Annotated in this window: 15 protein-coding genes; 9 read left to right on the top strand and 6 right to left on the bottom strand. The window is 72.0% G+C overall.

Annotation, left to right across the window (positions count from 1 at the left end):
- Nucleotides 1-47 precede the first annotated feature (47 nt).
- From OG439_RS17285 to OG439_RS17265, 5 genes are all read left to right on the top strand, one after another.
- Nucleotides 48-1,352, top strand: coding sequence for a sugar ABC transporter substrate-binding protein (locus tag OG439_RS17285; protein WP_326950380.1), 1,305 nt, complete (start codon nt 48-50; stop codon nt 1,350-1,352).
- Complete coding sequence (locus OG439_RS17280; RefSeq protein WP_326950379.1) at nt 1,349-2,335, top strand: carbohydrate ABC transporter permease; 987 nt, start codon at nt 1,349-1,351, stop codon at nt 2,333-2,335. Before OG439_RS17285 ends, OG439_RS17280 begins: the two co-directional genes overlap by 4 nt.
- A complete protein-coding gene (locus OG439_RS17275) occupies nt 2,332-3,162 on the top strand; it encodes a carbohydrate ABC transporter permease (protein WP_247052525.1) in 831 nt (276 codons plus the stop codon). Before OG439_RS17280 ends, OG439_RS17275 begins: the two co-directional genes overlap by 4 nt.
- Before the next feature lie 3 nt (nt 3,163-3,165).
- On the top strand, nt 3,166-4,611 hold the full coding sequence (locus OG439_RS17270) for a glycoside hydrolase family 3 protein (protein WP_326950378.1): 1,446 nt from the start codon (nt 3,166-3,168) through the stop codon (nt 4,609-4,611).
- Between the two features lie 145 nt (nt 4,612-4,756).
- Nucleotides 4,757-5,527 carry a hypothetical protein gene (locus OG439_RS17265; protein ID WP_326950377.1) on the top strand — a complete coding sequence of 257 codons (771 nt, stop codon included), beginning with the start codon at nt 4,757-4,759 and terminating at the stop codon, nt 5,525-5,527.
- Nucleotides 5,528-5,621: 94 nt separating this feature from the next.
- On the opposite strand, the gene OG439_RS17260 is transcribed toward OG439_RS17265, so the two are convergent.
- Nucleotides 5,622-6,152, bottom strand: a complete 531-nt coding sequence (locus OG439_RS17260; RefSeq protein WP_326950376.1) for an ArsR/SmtB family transcription factor — start codon at nt 6,150-6,152, stop codon at nt 5,622-5,624.
- Nucleotides 6,153-6,228: 76 nt separating this feature from the next.
- On the opposite strand from OG439_RS17260, the gene OG439_RS17255 reads away from it, so the two are divergent.
- Nucleotides 6,229-7,458, top strand: coding sequence for an MFS transporter (locus OG439_RS17255; protein WP_326950375.1), 1,230 nt, complete (start codon nt 6,229-6,231; stop codon nt 7,456-7,458).
- Nucleotides 7,459-7,461: 3 nt separating this feature from the next.
- Here the strand turns inward: OG439_RS17255 and OG439_RS17250 are convergent, their stop codons facing one another.
- The 5 genes from OG439_RS17250 to OG439_RS17230 all read right to left on the bottom strand — a co-directional run bounded on the left by OG439_RS17250 (nt 7,462) and on the right by OG439_RS17230 (nt 13,532).
- On the bottom strand, nt 7,462-9,489 hold the full coding sequence (locus OG439_RS17250) for a YcaO-like family protein (RefSeq protein ID WP_326950374.1): 2,028 nt from the start codon (nt 9,487-9,489) through the stop codon (nt 7,462-7,464).
- Between the two features lie 268 nt (nt 9,490-9,757).
- Nucleotides 9,758-11,194, bottom strand: a complete 1,437-nt coding sequence (locus OG439_RS17245) for a DUF1996 domain-containing protein (protein ID WP_326950373.1) — start codon at nt 11,192-11,194, stop codon at nt 9,758-9,760.
- A gap of 686 nt (nt 11,195-11,880) precedes the next feature.
- Nucleotides 11,881-12,390: an AAA family ATPase gene (locus OG439_RS17240; RefSeq protein ID WP_326950372.1), complete on the bottom strand. Its 510-nt coding sequence runs from the start codon at nt 12,388-12,390 to the stop codon at nt 11,881-11,883.
- Nucleotides 12,391-12,417: 27 nt separating this feature from the next.
- Complete coding sequence (locus tag OG439_RS17235; RefSeq protein WP_247052517.1) at nt 12,418-12,903, bottom strand: hypothetical protein; 486 nt, start codon at nt 12,901-12,903, stop codon at nt 12,418-12,420.
- On the bottom strand, nt 12,900-13,532 hold the full coding sequence (locus OG439_RS17230) for a sigma-70 family RNA polymerase sigma factor (protein ID WP_326950371.1): 633 nt from the start codon (nt 13,530-13,532) through the stop codon (nt 12,900-12,902). Before OG439_RS17230 ends, OG439_RS17235 begins: the two co-directional genes overlap by 4 nt.
- Nucleotides 13,533-13,778: 246 nt before the next feature.
- Between OG439_RS17230 and OG439_RS17225 the strand changes: the two genes are divergently transcribed.
- From OG439_RS17225 to OG439_RS17215, 3 genes are all read left to right on the top strand, one after another.
- Nucleotides 13,779-14,186, top strand: coding sequence for a pyridoxamine 5'-phosphate oxidase family protein (locus OG439_RS17225; protein ID WP_326950370.1), 408 nt, complete (start codon nt 13,779-13,781; stop codon nt 14,184-14,186).
- Between the two features lie 150 nt (nt 14,187-14,336).
- On the top strand, nt 14,337-15,848 hold the full coding sequence (locus OG439_RS17220; RefSeq protein ID WP_326951562.1) for a GAF domain-containing sensor histidine kinase: 1,512 nt from the start codon (nt 14,337-14,339) through the stop codon (nt 15,846-15,848).
- A complete protein-coding gene (locus tag OG439_RS17215) occupies nt 15,848-16,507 on the top strand; it encodes a response regulator (protein WP_247052514.1) in 660 nt (219 codons plus the stop codon). The genes OG439_RS17220 and OG439_RS17215 overlap by 1 nt, the downstream gene beginning before the upstream one ends.
- Nucleotides 16,508-16,526: the final 19 nt, after the last annotated feature.

Raw genomic sequence — 16,526 nt, 5'->3', positions numbered from 1 at the left:
TTGGGGCGCCTGGCCACCGTGGCCGGGCATCGAAAGGACGGCAACGAGTGAAACGCTGGCTCAAGCTGGCGGCGGGCGCCGCCGCACTGACCCTCGTGACCGCGGGCTGCGCGGGTTCCAGCGGCACTGACACCGCCGCTTCGTCGAGCGGTGCTCCCGCGCAGATCACCGGGGACGTCACGGTCTGGCTGATGACGGGTTCCGCGCCGGCCACGCTGACCGACGCGCTCAACAAGGAGTTCGAGGCCGCCCACCCGGGCGCCAAGGTCAAGTACGAAGTCCAGCAGTGGGACGGCATCCAGCAGAAGCTGACCACTGCGCTGGCGAGTGGCGCTCCGCCGGACGTCATCGAGATCGGCAACACCCAGACGGCGGCGTTCGCCTCGCAGGACGGCGTGCTGACCGACCTGACCGCCGACAAGGACAGCTTCAACGGTGCGCAGTGGCTGAAGGGCCTCGCGGACTCGGGTGCCTACGACGGCAAGACCTACGGCGTCCCGTTCTACGCGGCCAACCGTGAGGTCATCTACCGCAAGGACATGTTCGAGCAGGCCGGCATCACCAAGACGCCGACGTCGAACGACGAGTGGATCGACGCGATCACCAAGCTGAAGACGAAGTTCGGGTCCGACCCCGACTTCCAGCCCTTGTACATGCCGGGCCAGAACTGGTACGCGCTGCTCTCGTTCATCTGGGACAACGGTGGCGACATCGCCCAGGCCGACGGCAAGAACTTCAAGGCGACGCTGGACAGCGCCGGCGCGAAGGCGGGCCTGGACTTCTACAAGAAGCTCGTCGACACCTCCGGCACCAAGGCGCCGAAGGACGCCGACGAGGCCAAGCCGCAGCAGGCGACCGTCTACGGTGCCGGCAAGGTGGCCATGATGATCGGTCTTCCGTGGGAGCTGCCGACCGCGGCCAAGACGGACCCGAGCCTGACCGCCAAGACCGGCGCGTTCGCGATCCCGAGCAAGACCGCCGGCCAGAGCGCCCCGGTCTTCCTGGGCGGCTCCAACCTGGCGATCCCGGCCAACAGCAAGAACGTGGCCGCCGCCAAGGAGTACATCAAGCTGCTCTCCAGCCCGAAGTACCAGAGCCAGCTGGCCGCCGCGGGCGTCGTGCCCGGCACGTCGACCGACCTGACCGGCCTGGACAAGGACCCGCTGGGCACCGTGATGGCGAAGGCCTCCACCAACGGCAAGGCCGTGCCGGCCAGCCCGAAGTGGGGTGACGTGGAGTCCGGCCAGAACCCGGTCAAGGACATGCTGACCGCGTACCTGACCGGCAAGAAGACGCTCGACCAGGCGACCGCCGACGCCAACGCAGCGCTGAACAAGCTCATCGGCGGATGACAGCGACCGCCAATGTGACGATGCCGGCGGGGGCGACCCCGCCGGCATCGCCGCGCGCCACGCGGGCCAAGAAGCGCAGGAAGGGCCGGTTCGGCGACCGGATCCTCCCGTACCTGCTGCTCCTGCCCGCGCTCGCCGCGATCCTCGTGCTGCTCGCCTGGCCGCTGGTCCAGGTGCTCGCGATCAGTTTCCGCAAGCTCGACATCGGCCAGCTGATCTCCGGCAAGACCGTGTGGATCGGCTTCGACAACTACACCAACACGCTGTCGGATCCGGAGTTCTGGACCATCACGGTCCGGACGCTGGTGTTCACCGCGTCCATCGTGGCCGCCACCATCCTCGGTGGCCTGCTGCTGGCCGTGCTGATGCGCCACCTCGACCCGGTCGTGCGGATCATCGTGCAGGTGACGCTCGTGCTGGCCTGGGCGACCCCGGTGATCGCGACGACCACGGTGTTCCAGTGGATCTTCGACGAGCAGTACGGCATCCTCAACAAGACCCTCGACCGGCTCGGGTTCCACAGCTTCATCGGGTTCTCCTGGTTCTCCAGCGGCCCGAGCACGCTGTCGGTGATCGGGCTGCTCATCGTCTGGCAGGCCGTGCCGTTCGTGACGTTCTCGCTCTACGCGGGGCTCATCGGCGTCCCGCGCGAGCAGTACGAGGCCGCCGGCATCGACGGCGCCGGGCCGTGGCAGACGTTCCGCGCGGTCACCTGGCCCGCCATCCGGCCGATCACCACGATGGTGACCTTCCTGTCGGTGTTGTGGGACTTCAACGCCTTCGCCCAGATCTGGGCGATCCGCGAGGGCGGCCCGGACGGCGGGAGCACCACGCTGGCCGTCGTGCTGTACCTCAAGGGCATCGCGGGCAACCACTTCGGCGCGGCGGGCGCGATCGCGACGCTGATGCTGATCGTGCTGGCCCTCATCACCGGCCGGTACATCCAGCTGCTCACCCGGACCAAGGAAGGTGATCTGGCGTGAAGAAGTCGCTGTCACAGCGAATCGTGCTCTCGGTCGTCGGTCTCCTCGTGGCGCTGGCGGTCGTCTTCCCGACGTACTGGATGTTCGTCACGTCGCTGCGCACGCCCGGTGAGATCCTCTCGCCCAAGTACGACCTGATCCCGACGTCGTTCTCGTTCGGCAACTTCGCCACCGCGCTGACCAAGGACAACTTCCCGACCTACCTGCTCAACAGCCTGATCGTCACGGTCGGGTCGGTGCTGTGCGCGCTGGTCGCGGGGACGCTGGCGGCCATCCCGCTCTCGCGGCTGCGGTTCACCGGCCGCAAGGGCTTCCTGGTCCTGGTCATGGTGGCGCAGCTGGCGCCGGTGTCGGCGCTGTTCATCCCGCTGTTCCTGCTGATGCGGGACGCCGGGCTGCTCAACACGCTGCCGTCGCTGCTGCTGATCTACTTCGCCACCACGCTGCCGTTCACGGTCTGGATGCTCTACGGCTTCGTCAACGGGATCCCGTACGAGCTGGAAGAGGCCGCGATGATCGACGGCTGCAGCCAGACCGGCGCGTTCCGCCGGGTGACGCTGCCGCTGCTCGGGCCGGGGCTGGTCACGACGTCGGTGTTCAGCTTCATCACGGCGTGGAACGAGTACCTGTTCGCCCTGGTGTTCATCAGGGACAAGCAGAAGGAGACGCTGCCGGTGTGGCTGGCGTCGTTCCGCACGGCGTTCGCCACCGACTGGGGCGGCGTGATGGCCGCGTCGGTGATCTACGCGATCCCGGCGCTGGTGTTCTTCCTGATCGTGCAGCGCAAGCTCGTGTCCGGCGTGACCGCCGGCGCCGTGAAGGGGTAGCTGTTGTCTTCACCCGAGAAACTCGCCGAGGCCGTCCTCCTGCCCGGGTTCGCCGGGACCACCGCGCCCGGCTGGCTGCGCAGCCGCGTCGCCGACGGGCTCGGCGGGGTGATCCTGTTCGGCCGCAACGTCGTCGACGACGAGCAGGTCGCCGCGCTCACCGCCCAGCTGCGGGGCGAGCGTGACGGCGTCGTCGTCGGCATCGACGAGGAGGGTGGCGACGTCACCCGCCTCGACGTCAACACCGGGTCGTTCGTGCCGGGGCCGCTGGCCCTCGGCGCGGCCGACGACCCGGAGCTGACCACGGCGGTCGCCGCCGCGCTCGGCGAACGGCTCGCGGCCTGCGGCGTCACGATCAACCTGGCGCCGTGCGCGGACCTGACCCTGGCGGCCGAGGACCCGATCATCGGCGTCCGGGCGTTCGGGTCCGACCCGGTGAAGGCGTCGCCGCACGTCGCGGCGTACGTCACCGGCCTGCAGAAGTACGGCGTCGCGGCGTGCGCGAAGCACTTCCCGGGCCACGGCGCGGCGACGGAGGACTCGCACGTCGCGCTGCCGGTGCTGCCGCGGACGCCGGAGGAGCTGCGTGAGATCGAGCTGGTCCCGTTCGCCGCGGCGATCCGGGCCGGTGTGCGCGCGGTGATGACCGGTCACCTGGTCGTACGGGCCTGGGGCGACGAACCGGCCACGCTCAACCGGGTGGCGCTCACCGACGTCCTGCGCGGCGAGCTGGGCTTCACCGGCGCGATCATCACCGACGCGCTGGAGATGGGCGCGGTGTCCGGCGCGTACGGCCGCCACGACGGCCTCGGCCACTCGGCGGTCCGGGCGCTGATCGCCGGCGCGGACGCGCTCTGCATCGGTGGCGCGGCCTTCGAGGCCGACGCCCTGGACGCCATCAACGCGGCGATCGTGGCCGCGGTGGCGTCGGGGGAGCTGCCCCTCGAACGGCTGGCGGACGCGGCCGAGCGGACGGCGTCGCTGGGCACCGACCCGGCCCCGGCGACGGTCGGCCCGGTCGACCGGCGGCTCGGCCTGGAAGCGGCCCGCAAGGCTCTGCGCGTCACCGGTGAACCGCGGCTGGACGGCCCGCCCCTGGTGGTGGACGTCCAGACCGAGCCGACCATCGCGGCCGGCCCGATGCCGTGGGGCCTCGGCGCGCACCTGGCCGAGCTGGTGCCGGGGACGCGGGCGATCACCGCCGGCCCGGCCGACCTCGACGTGATCCTCGAAGCGGCGCAAGGGTTCTCGAGCGTCGTCGTCGTGACGCGCGAGGCGCACCGGCACCCGCGGGTGCGGGACCTGCTGACGGCGCTGGGGGAGTCTGCTGTGGACTTCATCCGCGTCGAGACGGGTGCGCCGGGTCCGCTCACCGGGGACGGCCCGCGGCTGGACACGTTCAGCGGCTCGTACGTCAGCCTGCGCGCGGCGGCCGAGTACCTGGCCTGAGTTCGCTCCACCGGACAGGCCCCGCCTTCGCCGGCGGGGCCTGTCCTTTTTGCCGTATCTCCACGAGCCGCCCGGGCGTTTGTACGGGGCTTGTACCGGCGCTCGTCACTCTGTCGGCACAACGGAAACGACGGAGGACGGACTCATGAGGATTCGCATCGGCAAGCGGGCGGCCGGGGTGGTCGGCATCGCCGCGGCGATCGTGCTGGTCGGCGCCACCCCGGCGCTCGCGGCCACCGGCACGGTGCACACCGACTCGGGCGCGCCGCTGACCGTGCGCTCGGCGCCGAGCACGGGCGCGAGCTCGACCGGCACGGTCGCCGACGGCACCGCCGTCGACATCGACTGCCAGACCACCGGCGAGTCGGTCACCGGCAAGTACGGCACCAGCAACATCTGGGATCACGTCCCGGGCGGCTACATCACCGACACCTACGTCTACACCGGCTCCGACGGCCGCATCGCGCCGGACTGCACCGACGTCCCGCCGCCGCCGGCGGCGACCTGCTCGACGTCCGGGCTGGGCGACGCGAACACGTGCGCCCAGGCCGTCACCAAGGCGAAGTCGCGGGTCCACACCAACAACGACCCGGCCTACGACGGCTGGTGCGACCGCATCAACGCCCAGAACTACGGCTTCTCCGCGAGCGGCTCGACCACGGCGTACGTGCACTGGACCCAGATCCCCGGCCAGTACAAGCACGCGGGCAGCACCGACGTCCCGGCCGGCGGCCTCGCGTTCTTCTCCAACGGCGGCTCGGGCCACACGATGATCTCCATCGGCGGCGGCAAGTTCCTGTCGAACGACATCAACGGCGCGGGTACCTACACCGAGACCACGATCGCGCAGATCAAGAGCAAGTGGGGCCAGACCTACCTCGGCTGGTCGCAGCCGTGGTTCAAGGTGAACCACTGACCGCCTGACGCGCACCGCGGCAAAGCCGTGAATGCCACATCGACGGACACTAGGTCCCTCGATGTGGCATTCACGGCTTTCGGGGGAGAGCGGGTCAGCTGCCGGGGTTCAGGTGGTGCAGCACGAAGATCCCGCCCAGGGCCGGGCGGTCCAGGCGTTCGTGGTCGGTCGCCACGTACTCGTCCAGGACCGCCAGGATGCGCCGGTCCAGCTCCCGGACCTCGTCGGGGGACAGGTGCAGCAGGAACTTCTCGTGCACCGCCACCGACTCCGGGCCCGAGGCCCGCAGCTCCTCCTGGAAGATCTCGATCGGCGCGAACCGCGTCTCGGGGTCGGCGCCGGCCAGCGGGCCGTCCAGCCACCACGTCTCGTTGTTCGACCGGTACGGCTTCTCCAGCGCGCCGCTGGTCCCCGTGCGGACCGGGGCCGGCTCCAGCAGACCGGCGGCGACCAGCTGGCGCACGTGGTGCAGGACCGTGCCGGGATCGCGGTCGAGGCGGTCGGCGAGCTGCTTGTTCGTCAGCTCCTCGACCAGGCACATCCGCATGATCCGCAGGCGCAGCGGGTGGCCGAGGGCCTTCGCCTCCCGCGGGGTCGCCGGCCGCCGCCGGCGGGGTTCGGTCATGAACGCAGCGTAGTCCATCGATCGAGTTCCGACACATCGATGGAGAATTCCCCATCGATGTGTAATCCTCGATCGTATGGAGAAGAAGGGCCTGGGCAGCACCTATTGGCGGCTGTGGACGGCGGCGGGGCTGTCGAGCCTCGCCGACGGCGTCCTGAAGGTCGCGTTGCCGCTGGTGGCCGTCGGCTACACGCGGTCGCCGGTCCTGATCGCCGGGCTGGCCTTCGCCTTCACCCTGCCGTGGCTGCTCTTCGCACTGCCCGCCGGCGCGCTGGTCGACCGGCTCGACCGCCGGCGGGCGATGCTCGGCGCGAACCTGGTCCGCGGTGGGCTGCTCGCCGTCGTCACGCTCATGACCGTCTTCGGCGGCGGGTCGATCTGGGCCCTGTACGTCGTCGCCGCGGGGGTCGGGTTCGCCGAGACCGTCTACGACACCGCCGCGCAGTCGATCGTCCCGCAGGTCGTCGGGCGCGAGCGGCTCTCGGCCGCCAACGGCCGGATGTACGCCGCCGAGCAGACGGCCAACGAGTTCGCCGGCCCGCCGCTGGCCGGGCTGCTCGTCGCGGGCGGGGTGCTCGCCGCGTTCGTGACGCCGATGGCGTTGTGGGCGGTGGCCGTGGCGGCGTTGCTCCTGGTGCGCGGGACCTACCGGATCGAGCGGCCCGGGCACACCACCCTGCGCGCGGACATCGCCGAAGGCGTGCGGTTCCTGGTGCGGCACAAGGTGTTGCGGACGTTCTCGGTCATGGTCGGCACGTTCAACTTCGCCACCGGCGCGACCTTCGCGGTGTTCGTGCTCTACGCGGTCGGCCCGGGCTCGGCGATGGGCCTGTCCGAGCCGGCCTTCGGCCTGGTGATGGCCACCAACGCCGCGGGCGGCCTCGCCGGGTCGTTCCTCGCCGAACCGGTGGAGCGCCTGATCGGCCGGATCGGCACGCTCTGGGTGTCCTGGCTCGCCGGCGGCCTGACGATCGGCGTGCTCGCGGTGACGACGAACCCCGTCGCCGTCGCCGCCGGGTTCTTCCTCGGCGGCCTGGGGATCGTGATGTCCAACGTCGTCATGGTGTCGCTGCGCCAGCGCCTCACGCCCGACCGCCTGCTCGGCCGGCTCAACAGCAGCTACCGCCTGGTGGCGTGGGGAACCAAGTCACTCGGCGCCCTCGCGGCCGGCGTGCTCTCCCAGACCCTCGGCCTGCACGCGGTGTTCGCCGTGATGGCCGTGCTGGCTTTCGCCGTCGTGGCCGGGCTCTCCGTGGTGAGGGAGAACGCGCTCACGGCCGCGGAACGCGAAGCCCTGCGCTCGTGAGCGTCACGCGTGCGGGAACGGGAAGACGTTCAGCCGCTCCTCGGACTGCGGCGCCGGCCGCCAGCCGAGGTCGACCGCGGCACGCCGGATCCGCCCGGCGCCCCAGTACGGCGCGCCGGCCGGGAAGCGGGGCACCAGCCCCGGCACGATCGTGTGCGCGGCGTGGAACCCGGCGCTCGCGACGTCCCGCGTGGTCAGGTCGACGCTGATTACCTCGAAACCCCGCTCCTCGACGCGTTCCCGGTAGGCCTTGAGCCCCCGCTCGGCCACCGACGGCAGCCCCTCCCACGGGCGCACCGGCAGGTCGAGCACCCACGGCGCCACCCGGGTCACGGCCCGCGGGTCGAGGGCCGCGTCGGCGTGCTGCCGCGCGAACCCGTCGGCGAGCGCCTGCTTGGCCGCCTCGAACGCGTCGGGCCGCGTGGCGGTGCCGATGGACAGCCGGCGCCGGGCCCGGTCGAGCACGGCAGCCGCGACGACCGGGACGCCGAACTCGTTGTCCAGCGGGATCAGCGTGACGTCGTGGGTATCGGCGGTGTCGGCGATCAGCGCGCGGAGCCCGGCCGGGACCGGCAGCCGGCGCAACCGCGGTGTGTTGGCCCACCAGAGCATCGTCGTGTCCTGCTCGAGCACCGCTTCCAGGCCCGAGGTCACGGCGTGTTCCCTGCTCGTCCCCCCGGCGAGGCCGGCGAGCAGGGGATCGGTGAACCGGGCGCCGTCGGGCTCGGGCCGGTCGGAGACGAGGCACGCGGGCACCCACAGCGCCTCCCGCGTCGTGTGGGAAAAGGCTTCGATCCACGCGCATTCCGTGTCGGGCGTCAGCGGCGCGAAGGGAAACCCGGGGATGGCGTACTGCCGCGGTGAGTACAGGTTCAGGCGACGCGGGTCGAGCGCGGGCACGCCCTGGCGGCACAGCCGCAGGTAGCTGGCGTGCCGGAGCTCGCGGTCCGCGGGCAGCCAGCTGCCGCAGTAGCGTTCGACGGCCTTGCCGATCGCGGCGTCGCGGGCGACGTCGAAGTCGTGCCACGACGTGCCGACCGCCCGGCGGTCGTTGGCCCAGTCGGCGACCCGGTGCATGTCGGCGACGTCCACGGCGCACACCTTCAGGCGGGCGGGCAGGCCGGGAGCGGGCGGGATCTCGTGGACGGCGGTCACGATGCCGGTCCGGTCGTCGACGAGCAGGTCCGGGCGCGGGCCGCGCGCCTCGATCGCGCGGGTGCGGTCCGGGAACGGCAGGACGGGCCGGGGGAGCACGCTCAGCCGGACGGGGTCGAGCTCGAGCTCGCCGGTGGTCGTCTCGGCGGGTTCGCCGGCGAGCCAGCGCTCCAGCTGGACGGCGAGCACGGTCAGCATCCAGCGGGCGTCGATCGGGCGGAACCGCCGGCCGGGCGGCGGGTCGGCGGTGGCGAAGGCGTCGATCACGCGCGGGTCGGTGGCCGCGGACCGCCGCCGGTCGAGCACGTCGGCGAAGTCGGGGCCGGGGCCGCCGGGGGTGATCGCGGGCCCGGCGATGCCCTGCCCGCGTTCACAGCGGAACGGCAGCAGCCGTACCCCGCGGTCGGCGCAGAACGCGTCGAGGGCGGTGAGCTCGGAGTACGCCGGGTGGGTGAACGCGGCGACGACGACGGCGTCGGCCGGGTTGACGGGGAAGGGTCCGTCGACGTCGGAGAGCGTCTGGACCCGCGCGTACCCCGCCGGGGCGAGGATCTGCGCGAGCGGCGCGGTCAGCTCGGGCGTCCCGGCGATGAGGACGGTGGTCGCGGCCACGCGGCTCGCGCCGTCCGTCGCGGGGCGGAGGCCGCCGCCGTCGGTGAGGACGTCGAGCAGTTCCGCGTAACCGGGGTTCACCCCGGCGAGCAGCTCGGCCCGGGTGCGGGTGCCGTCGCAGCGCGCGATCCACGCGCGGACCTCCGCGGCCGGCACCGGGATCGGGTACTGGCCGCCGTTCGGTGTGATGAGCAGGCACAGGGCCGGCTCGAGGTCGTGGACCTCGACCCCGGTCAGTTCCGGGCGGACGTCGTCGGAAGGCATGGCGGATCCCTTGTCGGAACGGAGCGTGCCGCGGCCCCGGGGGCGGGGGCCGCGGCACCGGGGGAGCTGGGCTGCGACTGCGTTCCCTTCTGTGCGGTTGTGCTGTTGGTGCCAGTTTCGGCCGCGGGCGTGCGCGGTGACGTCTCCTGGAGTGCGATCCGCACGTCCCGGCCCGTGCGGAATCCACGGCCGCCGCGTGCGGGGCGCACGCGAAAGCGCCCCGCCGCCCGGAGCGGACGGCGGGGCGCTTGTGGTCTGTCCGCTGTGGTCAGGCCCGGCAGGTCCGGCCGCGGTTGACGCAGTTGACCAGGCCGCTCATGATCCGCTGCGACATCACGTTCGCGAAGTCGTCGTGGTCGGAGAGCGGGTTGTGGTGCTCCTGCGGGAAGGAGTCCACTTTGTACTGCTTCTTGACCTGGATGTCGTGCGGGATGTCGTAGGTCAGCGTGATCTGCAGCTGCGGCACGGCCTTGAAGCCCTTCGGGCACCAGCCGGCCTGGTCCGGGAACACGATGTGCGTGCGGTGGTTCGCACTGTCGATGTTCTGCCCGTCCCAGCAGCTCGGGAACGTGTGGATGCGCTTGACCTTGCTGTTCTGCGGGCAGATCGGGTACTTGTCGGTGACGCGGTTCTCGAAGCCGCTGCACGTCCAGCTCGCGCGGGCGTTGGCCGGCCCGTTGGTCGACACCTTCGCGTCGCCGTAGAGCACGCGCAGGAACTTCGGCATGGCCACGACCTTGCCCGTCGGGCTGCCCCGGAACGTGAGCTGGACCTTCTGCGGCCGCTGGATCACACCGTCGTTCTCGGGCAGCTCGTTGTTCTCGTCCTGGCCCGGCAGCGCGCCGCCCGCGGTGGTGCTCGGCGGGGGAGTCGCGCCGGTGCCCGGGTCCTTGCCCGGCTTCGGCGCGCACGGCGCGAGCCCGCCCAGGTCGCGCGGCTTCTGCGTGAAGCGGCCGATCGCGATGGCGATGCGCTCCAGGATCGCGGCGCGCCGGTCCTTGAGCGGCGTCAGGATCGCGTTGCGCACGAAGTCCGCGCCACCCTGGCCCTGCGTCGAGGCGACGCGCTGGTTGGCCTCGTCGGTCTGGCCGTCGAGCTGGTCCAGGTTGCTCTCCACCTCGGCCATCGCCTGGTCGGGCACGTCCGGCAGCTTGCTGGCGACGTCGGGGCAGGCGACCTGGACGGTCTTCGCCTCCTGGTCGGCCTGGGCCCGGTCGCCGTCCGGCGCCTTCGCGGGCTCGTTCTTCGCCTCTTCCTCGCCGGTGTCGATGCGCACGACCGGCCAGTAGTAGGCGGACTTGTCGCCGTTGCGGCAGGTGGTGCCGGCCTTGACGAGGCTCTTGTTGTTCGAGTCGGCGTTCGTCGAGAGGTTGCCGACGTAGTCGTGCAGGTGCTGGGCGCCGTTGCGGACGCCGGGCTGGGCGATGAAGTTGTCGGGGTTGAAGTGGCCGTTCTCGTTGCGGCCGCAGTCGACGGTGAACGTGCCCGTCGCCGCGCCGCTGACCGGCCGCGGGTCGAACTGGTTCGGCGCCACCTTCAGGATGTCGACGAAGAGTGCGGGATCGACCTCGTCGGCGCTGGCCTGTCCGGTGTTGCCGGTCGTGGTGGCGACGACGATGCCGCCGACGGCCATCGCGAGGGCGAGACCGCCGGTGGCGATCTTCGTTCTGCGCGAAAGCCGATGCCGTCCTTGGGTGCGGGACATGGATCCTCCGGGTGTCGGGCTGGCGGGAAACGCGACACTGACCGGTACGAGCCCAGGGGCGTACCAGTCAGGAAAGGCGTCTGCAGGGGAGGAACGACGCCCGGCCGCCCACTGACCCGACATCAGTGGGACGTGTGGTCACCTGCCCGTGACCACGCCGTCGACCGGGTGGTTATCGTTCCGTTATGGACGCTACACCGGGGTTTGACACCGGGCAAGAAGGTGTTTCCGACCATCACGAACCGTCAGGTCCGGTTTCCGTTTCCGTAGTCGGACGTGGTCGTGAATGGTCCCCGGAAATGCGCGAAGAATGGCGTGCGCGAATAGCGCCGTGCACAGGACGCACTCGCGGCGGCCCGCGGGTGCGTCACGCTGGGTAGCCGTTCGTGTACGCTGGTTGCGCTCTCAAGTAGTTGGTGACGGCGGCCATCCTGGGGCCTGGACCGGGTGGTTGTCCAGCTTCCGGGGGTGTGGCGAAACCCGCGGAAAATTCTTTGAACCGATCCGAACCGGCAGCCGTATCCCTCAGTGAAGCACCTCGAATGCCCGCCGGTCGTCGCCCCGGCGATATCCCTGGTTCACCCCCGGGACGCGCGTTCAACGGGTGTCCTCGCATTCGGCGACGCTCTTTGTTCGTCGCCGCTCGGGAATTCAGTGCGGCGCCGCCGGAACCGCGGCAATCGACGTCAAGGCCGCGCAGCCGCTTCGATGAGCGCGGCCGCCTCGGCGGCCGACCGCTCGGCGGTGTCGACGACGAGGCGGTCACGCGTCCACGGCTCGTACTCGCGGGCCACGATCTGCGGCCACGTCGGCGGCACGTGGCCGGGGATGCCGGTGTCGCGGGTTTCCGCGCGGCGCCGGTGTTCCACCGGGTCCGAGCAGACGATCTCGGTCTCCAGCACCCGCGCCCCGTGCGCCGTTCCGGTGTCCCGCCAGGCGTTCCGGGTGATCTCGACGGAGTTCACGCACTCGGCGATCACGCTAACGCCGGTCCGCAGCAGGTCCGCGGCGACGTCGTAGGCGACGACGTACCCGACCGGCCCGAGCGGGTTGCCCAGCGGCGTGCTGCGGACGATCGCCTGTTCGATGGTGTCGACGCGCAGGTAGGAGAACCCGGTGCGGCGGGCCAGTTCGGTCGCCACGGTGGTCTTCCCGGACGCCGGCAGCCCGCCGACGACGATCAGCACTGGAGGCACCCGCGCATGATCGCACGGGGCGGCCGGTCAGTCCGGGTACCGCCCGCCGAGCCGTCGCCAGTGCTCGGCCAGCGCCGGCCGCACGGGGGCCGCCAGTACCTCGGCGAGCTGCGCTTCGGCTTCCCGGGCGGTGTTTTCGGCCGCCTTCCGCAGTTTCTCGTCGAGCTGGGCGGCCAGCTCGCCCGATCCCGGGTAGGCCTGCTCGATCAACCGCATCGCGACACTCTCCCGCAGGCCCGCCTGGGCGTCGTCGATGGCGAGCTGGTCGCTGCGCAGGCCGTCGGCCCGGCCCAGGTCGACGGTGTGCCGGGCGTCGAGGACCAGCCCGGCGGGCGACGCCACCCCGTGGCGGACCGCGATCCGCAGCAGATCGGCACCGAAGGCCCGTTCCGCGGGTGCCCAGGGCAACGCGTCCAGCTCGGCCGGGGCGCGCGAGACCGCGTCGCCGGGCGCGGCGCACCAGGACACGGTGCCCGGCGGGCTCAAGCGGTAGAGCATCCGGGGTCCCGTCACGAGGTGGATTCGGCGCTCTTCTTCGCCTGCAGGTTCCGCCGCAGGGTCGTGAGCGCCCGGTGCTGGGCCACGCGGACCGCGCCCGCGCTGCTCAGCCCCACCGCCACCGCCGTCTCCTCCGCGGTCATGCCCAGGATGATGCGCAGCACCAGGATCTCGCGCTGGCGCGGCGGGAGCGTGTCGAGCAGGCCGGACGACCAGTCGAGCGCGGCGGAGCGCTGGACCTCCTCGCCCGTCGGGTCGGTGCCTTCCGCGCCCTCCGAGCGGCCGGCGGGCGGCTCCGCGACCGGGCTGGTGCGGTCGCGGGAGCGGCGGCGGTGGAAGTCGGCGATCTTGTGCGCGGCGATGCCGAAGACGAACGGCAGGAACCCGTCGATCTCGTACCGGTAGCCGGGCAGCGCGCGCACCACCGCGAGCAGCACGTCCTGGGCGCAGTCCTCGGCGTCGGACGAGCCGTCCTGCCACGACCCGAGCCGGCCGAGGCAGTAGCGGAACACGATCGGCCGCAGCTCGCGCAGCAGCCCCGCCACCGCGGCCCGGTTGCCGGCGACGGCCTGCCGGACGAGCGCGGTGTCGAGCGAGAACGTCGCCGCGGGCGGGGAGTCACCCCCGGCGGAATGCGGCGGCATCGGCCTCACCTCTTCCTTCGGACGCACGCCGGCAACGGACGGTCACGACGGTAGGTCGCGCCGCGTGTCCGCCACACCGGCCGGGCGCCCGTGCGGACCCGGGTCTTTCGGCACTGGCGGACGGCGCCGTCGTAGGGGTTTCGGAGCCGGGCCGGGCGTGGCCGGGTCGAACGGCCCTACCGGCGACCCGCCGCAACGGATCACGCTGGTGGCCGGGAATATTCACAGGAGAAGCACAGGGACGAGATGGCTGACGATGTGGGCTTCGGGCTCTTGCTCGACCGGGCGCAGTGCCTCGCGCTGCTCCGGACGGCGAGCCTCGGCCGGGTGATCTTCACCCACCGGGCGATGCCGGCCGTTCGCCCGGTGCGGTTCACCGTCGTCGGGGAGAGCGTCGTGTTCGCCGTGCCCGAAGGCAGTCCCCTCTACGCCGGCGCGCGCGACGCCGTCGTCGCGTTCGAGGCCGACGACTTCGCCGCCGACCTCGGCGCGGGCTGGTTCGTCAGCCTGCTCGGCCGGGCCGGCGAGTTCCGGGACTCCTCGGCCGCCGAGATCGCCTGCCTGTGCCCGTGTCCGTCCCAGGCCGGGCGGCGGTTCCTGCAGATCCCGGTCGAAGCGATAACCGGTCACCGAATGGCCTGCCCGGCCGAGTAACAACGCCGTGGCACCGAACGACCCACCGGATGGACGAACCGGCTTGGGCCGGCACGGGCAGTGACCTGTGGCACCCTTGACGGCCCGGGGAGACCCCCGGGAGTGGGCGACGCCAGCGGAGTCGACAAGAAAGTGGCGGACGAAATCGGCATGCCGGCGATCCTCGCCGCGGTGGCCGGGATCGCGCGGGAGCTGGAGATACCGGCGTTGCTCGAACGCGCGGTGACGACGGTGTGCGAGCTGGTCGGGGCGCGCCACGGCCGCGTCGAGGTGACCGGACCCGAGGGCGGTGTGGCCGAGTACGGCCGGCCCGGTGACGGCACGAGCAATGGCGCGGTCGAGATCCCCGTGCGCGCCGGGCCCAAGACCTTCGGCACCTTCCGGATCGAGCCCGGCGAAGGCGGCTTCGCCGGCCGCCGGCGCGAAGTGCTGGGCGCGCTCACCGCGGCGACCGGGATGGCCGTCGAGAAAGCGCTGCTCGTCGACGGGATGCGCCGCCGCGAACGCTGGCTCGAGGCCTCCTACGACGTCACCAAGGCCCTGCTCAGCGCGCAGAGCCTGCGCGCCACCCTGCGGCTGGTCGCCGAACGCGCCCGCGTGGTGGCCGGCGGCACCGGCGGCGCGATCGCGCTGCCCGCGGGGCCGGGGTTGCTGGTGTTCGACGTCGTCGAGCCGCCGGGGGAGGACTCCGACCGCCTCACCGGGCTGACCATCCCGACCGAGGGCACCGCGACCGGGATCGCGTTCACCACGCGCCGGCCGATCGTCGTGCGGGACTACGGCGAGCACGTCCAGAACGAGCAGCGCGACCGCGCCGGGCCGATGCCCGCCATGATCAAGGACCTGGACTCGGCGATCTCGGTGCCGCTGATCGTCGGCGAGGAGACCCTCGGGGTGCTGCTCGTGGCGAAGTTCCGCGACCGCTCGCCCTTCACCGACTCCGACGTCCAGTTGGCCGAGACGTTCGCCGGGCACGCCGCGCTCGCCGTCGAGTTCTCCCGGGCGCAGGAGGCCCGCCAGCAGCTCGCCGTCTTCGAGGACCGCGACCGGATCGCGCGCGACCTGCACGACCTGGTGATCCAGCGGCTGTTCGCGACCGGGCTCGGGCTCGAAGGCGTCAGCAGGCTGATCTCGGACCCGGGGGTCGGCGCGCGCGTCGCCGGGTTCGCCCACGACCTCGACGGCACGATCCGCGAGATCCGCAACAGCATCTTCTCCTTGCAGGCGCCCGCGCAGGCGCAGGGCAGCCTCCGCGCGGAGCTGCTGCGGGTGGCGGTCGACGCCCGGGACACGCTGGGCTTCGAGCCGCGCGTCGGCTTCGACGGGCCGCTCGACGCCGCCGTGCCGGACGCGGTCCGCTCCGACCTGATCGCGTCGCTGCGGGAAGCCCTGACGAACGTCGCCCGCCACGCCGGCGCGACGTCGTGCTCGGTCGAGGTCACCGTGGACGGGCTCGGCACGCGGCTGAGCCTGGTGGTGCGCGACGACGGGACCGGGCCGCCCCCGGGCCCCGGGCGGGTCAGCGGGCTCGCCAACCTGGCGGCCCGGGCCGCGCGGTGGGGCGGGACGTGTGCGCTGGTGGCCGTCGGCGACGGCGGCTCCCGGCTGGAGTGGACGGCCGGGCTGCCGGCCCGGTCGGCCGGCGAACAAGGGACTGCGTGATGACGATTTCGGTGTTCCTGCTCGACGACCACGAGCTGGTCCGCACCGGGCTGAAGACCGTCTTCGAGTCCGAGCCGGACATCGAAGTGGTCGGCGAGGCCGGCACGGCCGCCGAGGCCCTGGTCCGGATCCCGCAGGTCCGGCCGGACGTGGCCATCCTGGACGTCCGGCTGCCCGACGGCCAGGGCGTCGAGGTCTGCCGCGAGATCCGCTCGACGCTCGAGCCGCCGCCCGCCTGCCTGATGCTCACGTCCTATTCGGACGACGACGCCCTGTTCGGCGCCATCATGGCCGGCGCGGCCGGGTACATGCTCAAGCAGGTCTCCGGCCGGTCCCTGATCGACGCCGTCCGCACGGTGGCCGTCGGCGGCTCGCTGCTGGACGCCACGCTCACCGCGTCCGTCATGAACAGGTTGCGGGGGGAGACGGCCTCGGCCCCGGATCCGCGGTACGAGCAGCTCAGCCCGCAGGAGCGGCGGGTGCTCGACCTGGTCGCCGAAGGACTGACCAACCGGCAGATCGCGGAACGGCTTTTCCTGGCGGAAAAGACCGTCAAGAACTACGTTTCTTCCGTGCTGCACAAACTCGGCGTCGAGCGGCGGACGTCGGCCGCGGTCTACGTGTCCCAACGGCGCAACGAACCGGGACGATCGGGCTGATCTCACGACCGATCGGACG

This window comes from Amycolatopsis sp. NBC_01307 (genome assembly GCF_035975215.1).
Taxonomy (GTDB): Bacteria; Actinomycetota; Actinomycetes; order Mycobacteriales; family Pseudonocardiaceae; genus Amycolatopsis.
The sequence above is the reverse complement of the archived record's forward strand: the minus strand, read 5'-3'. Positions and strand labels throughout refer to the sequence as shown.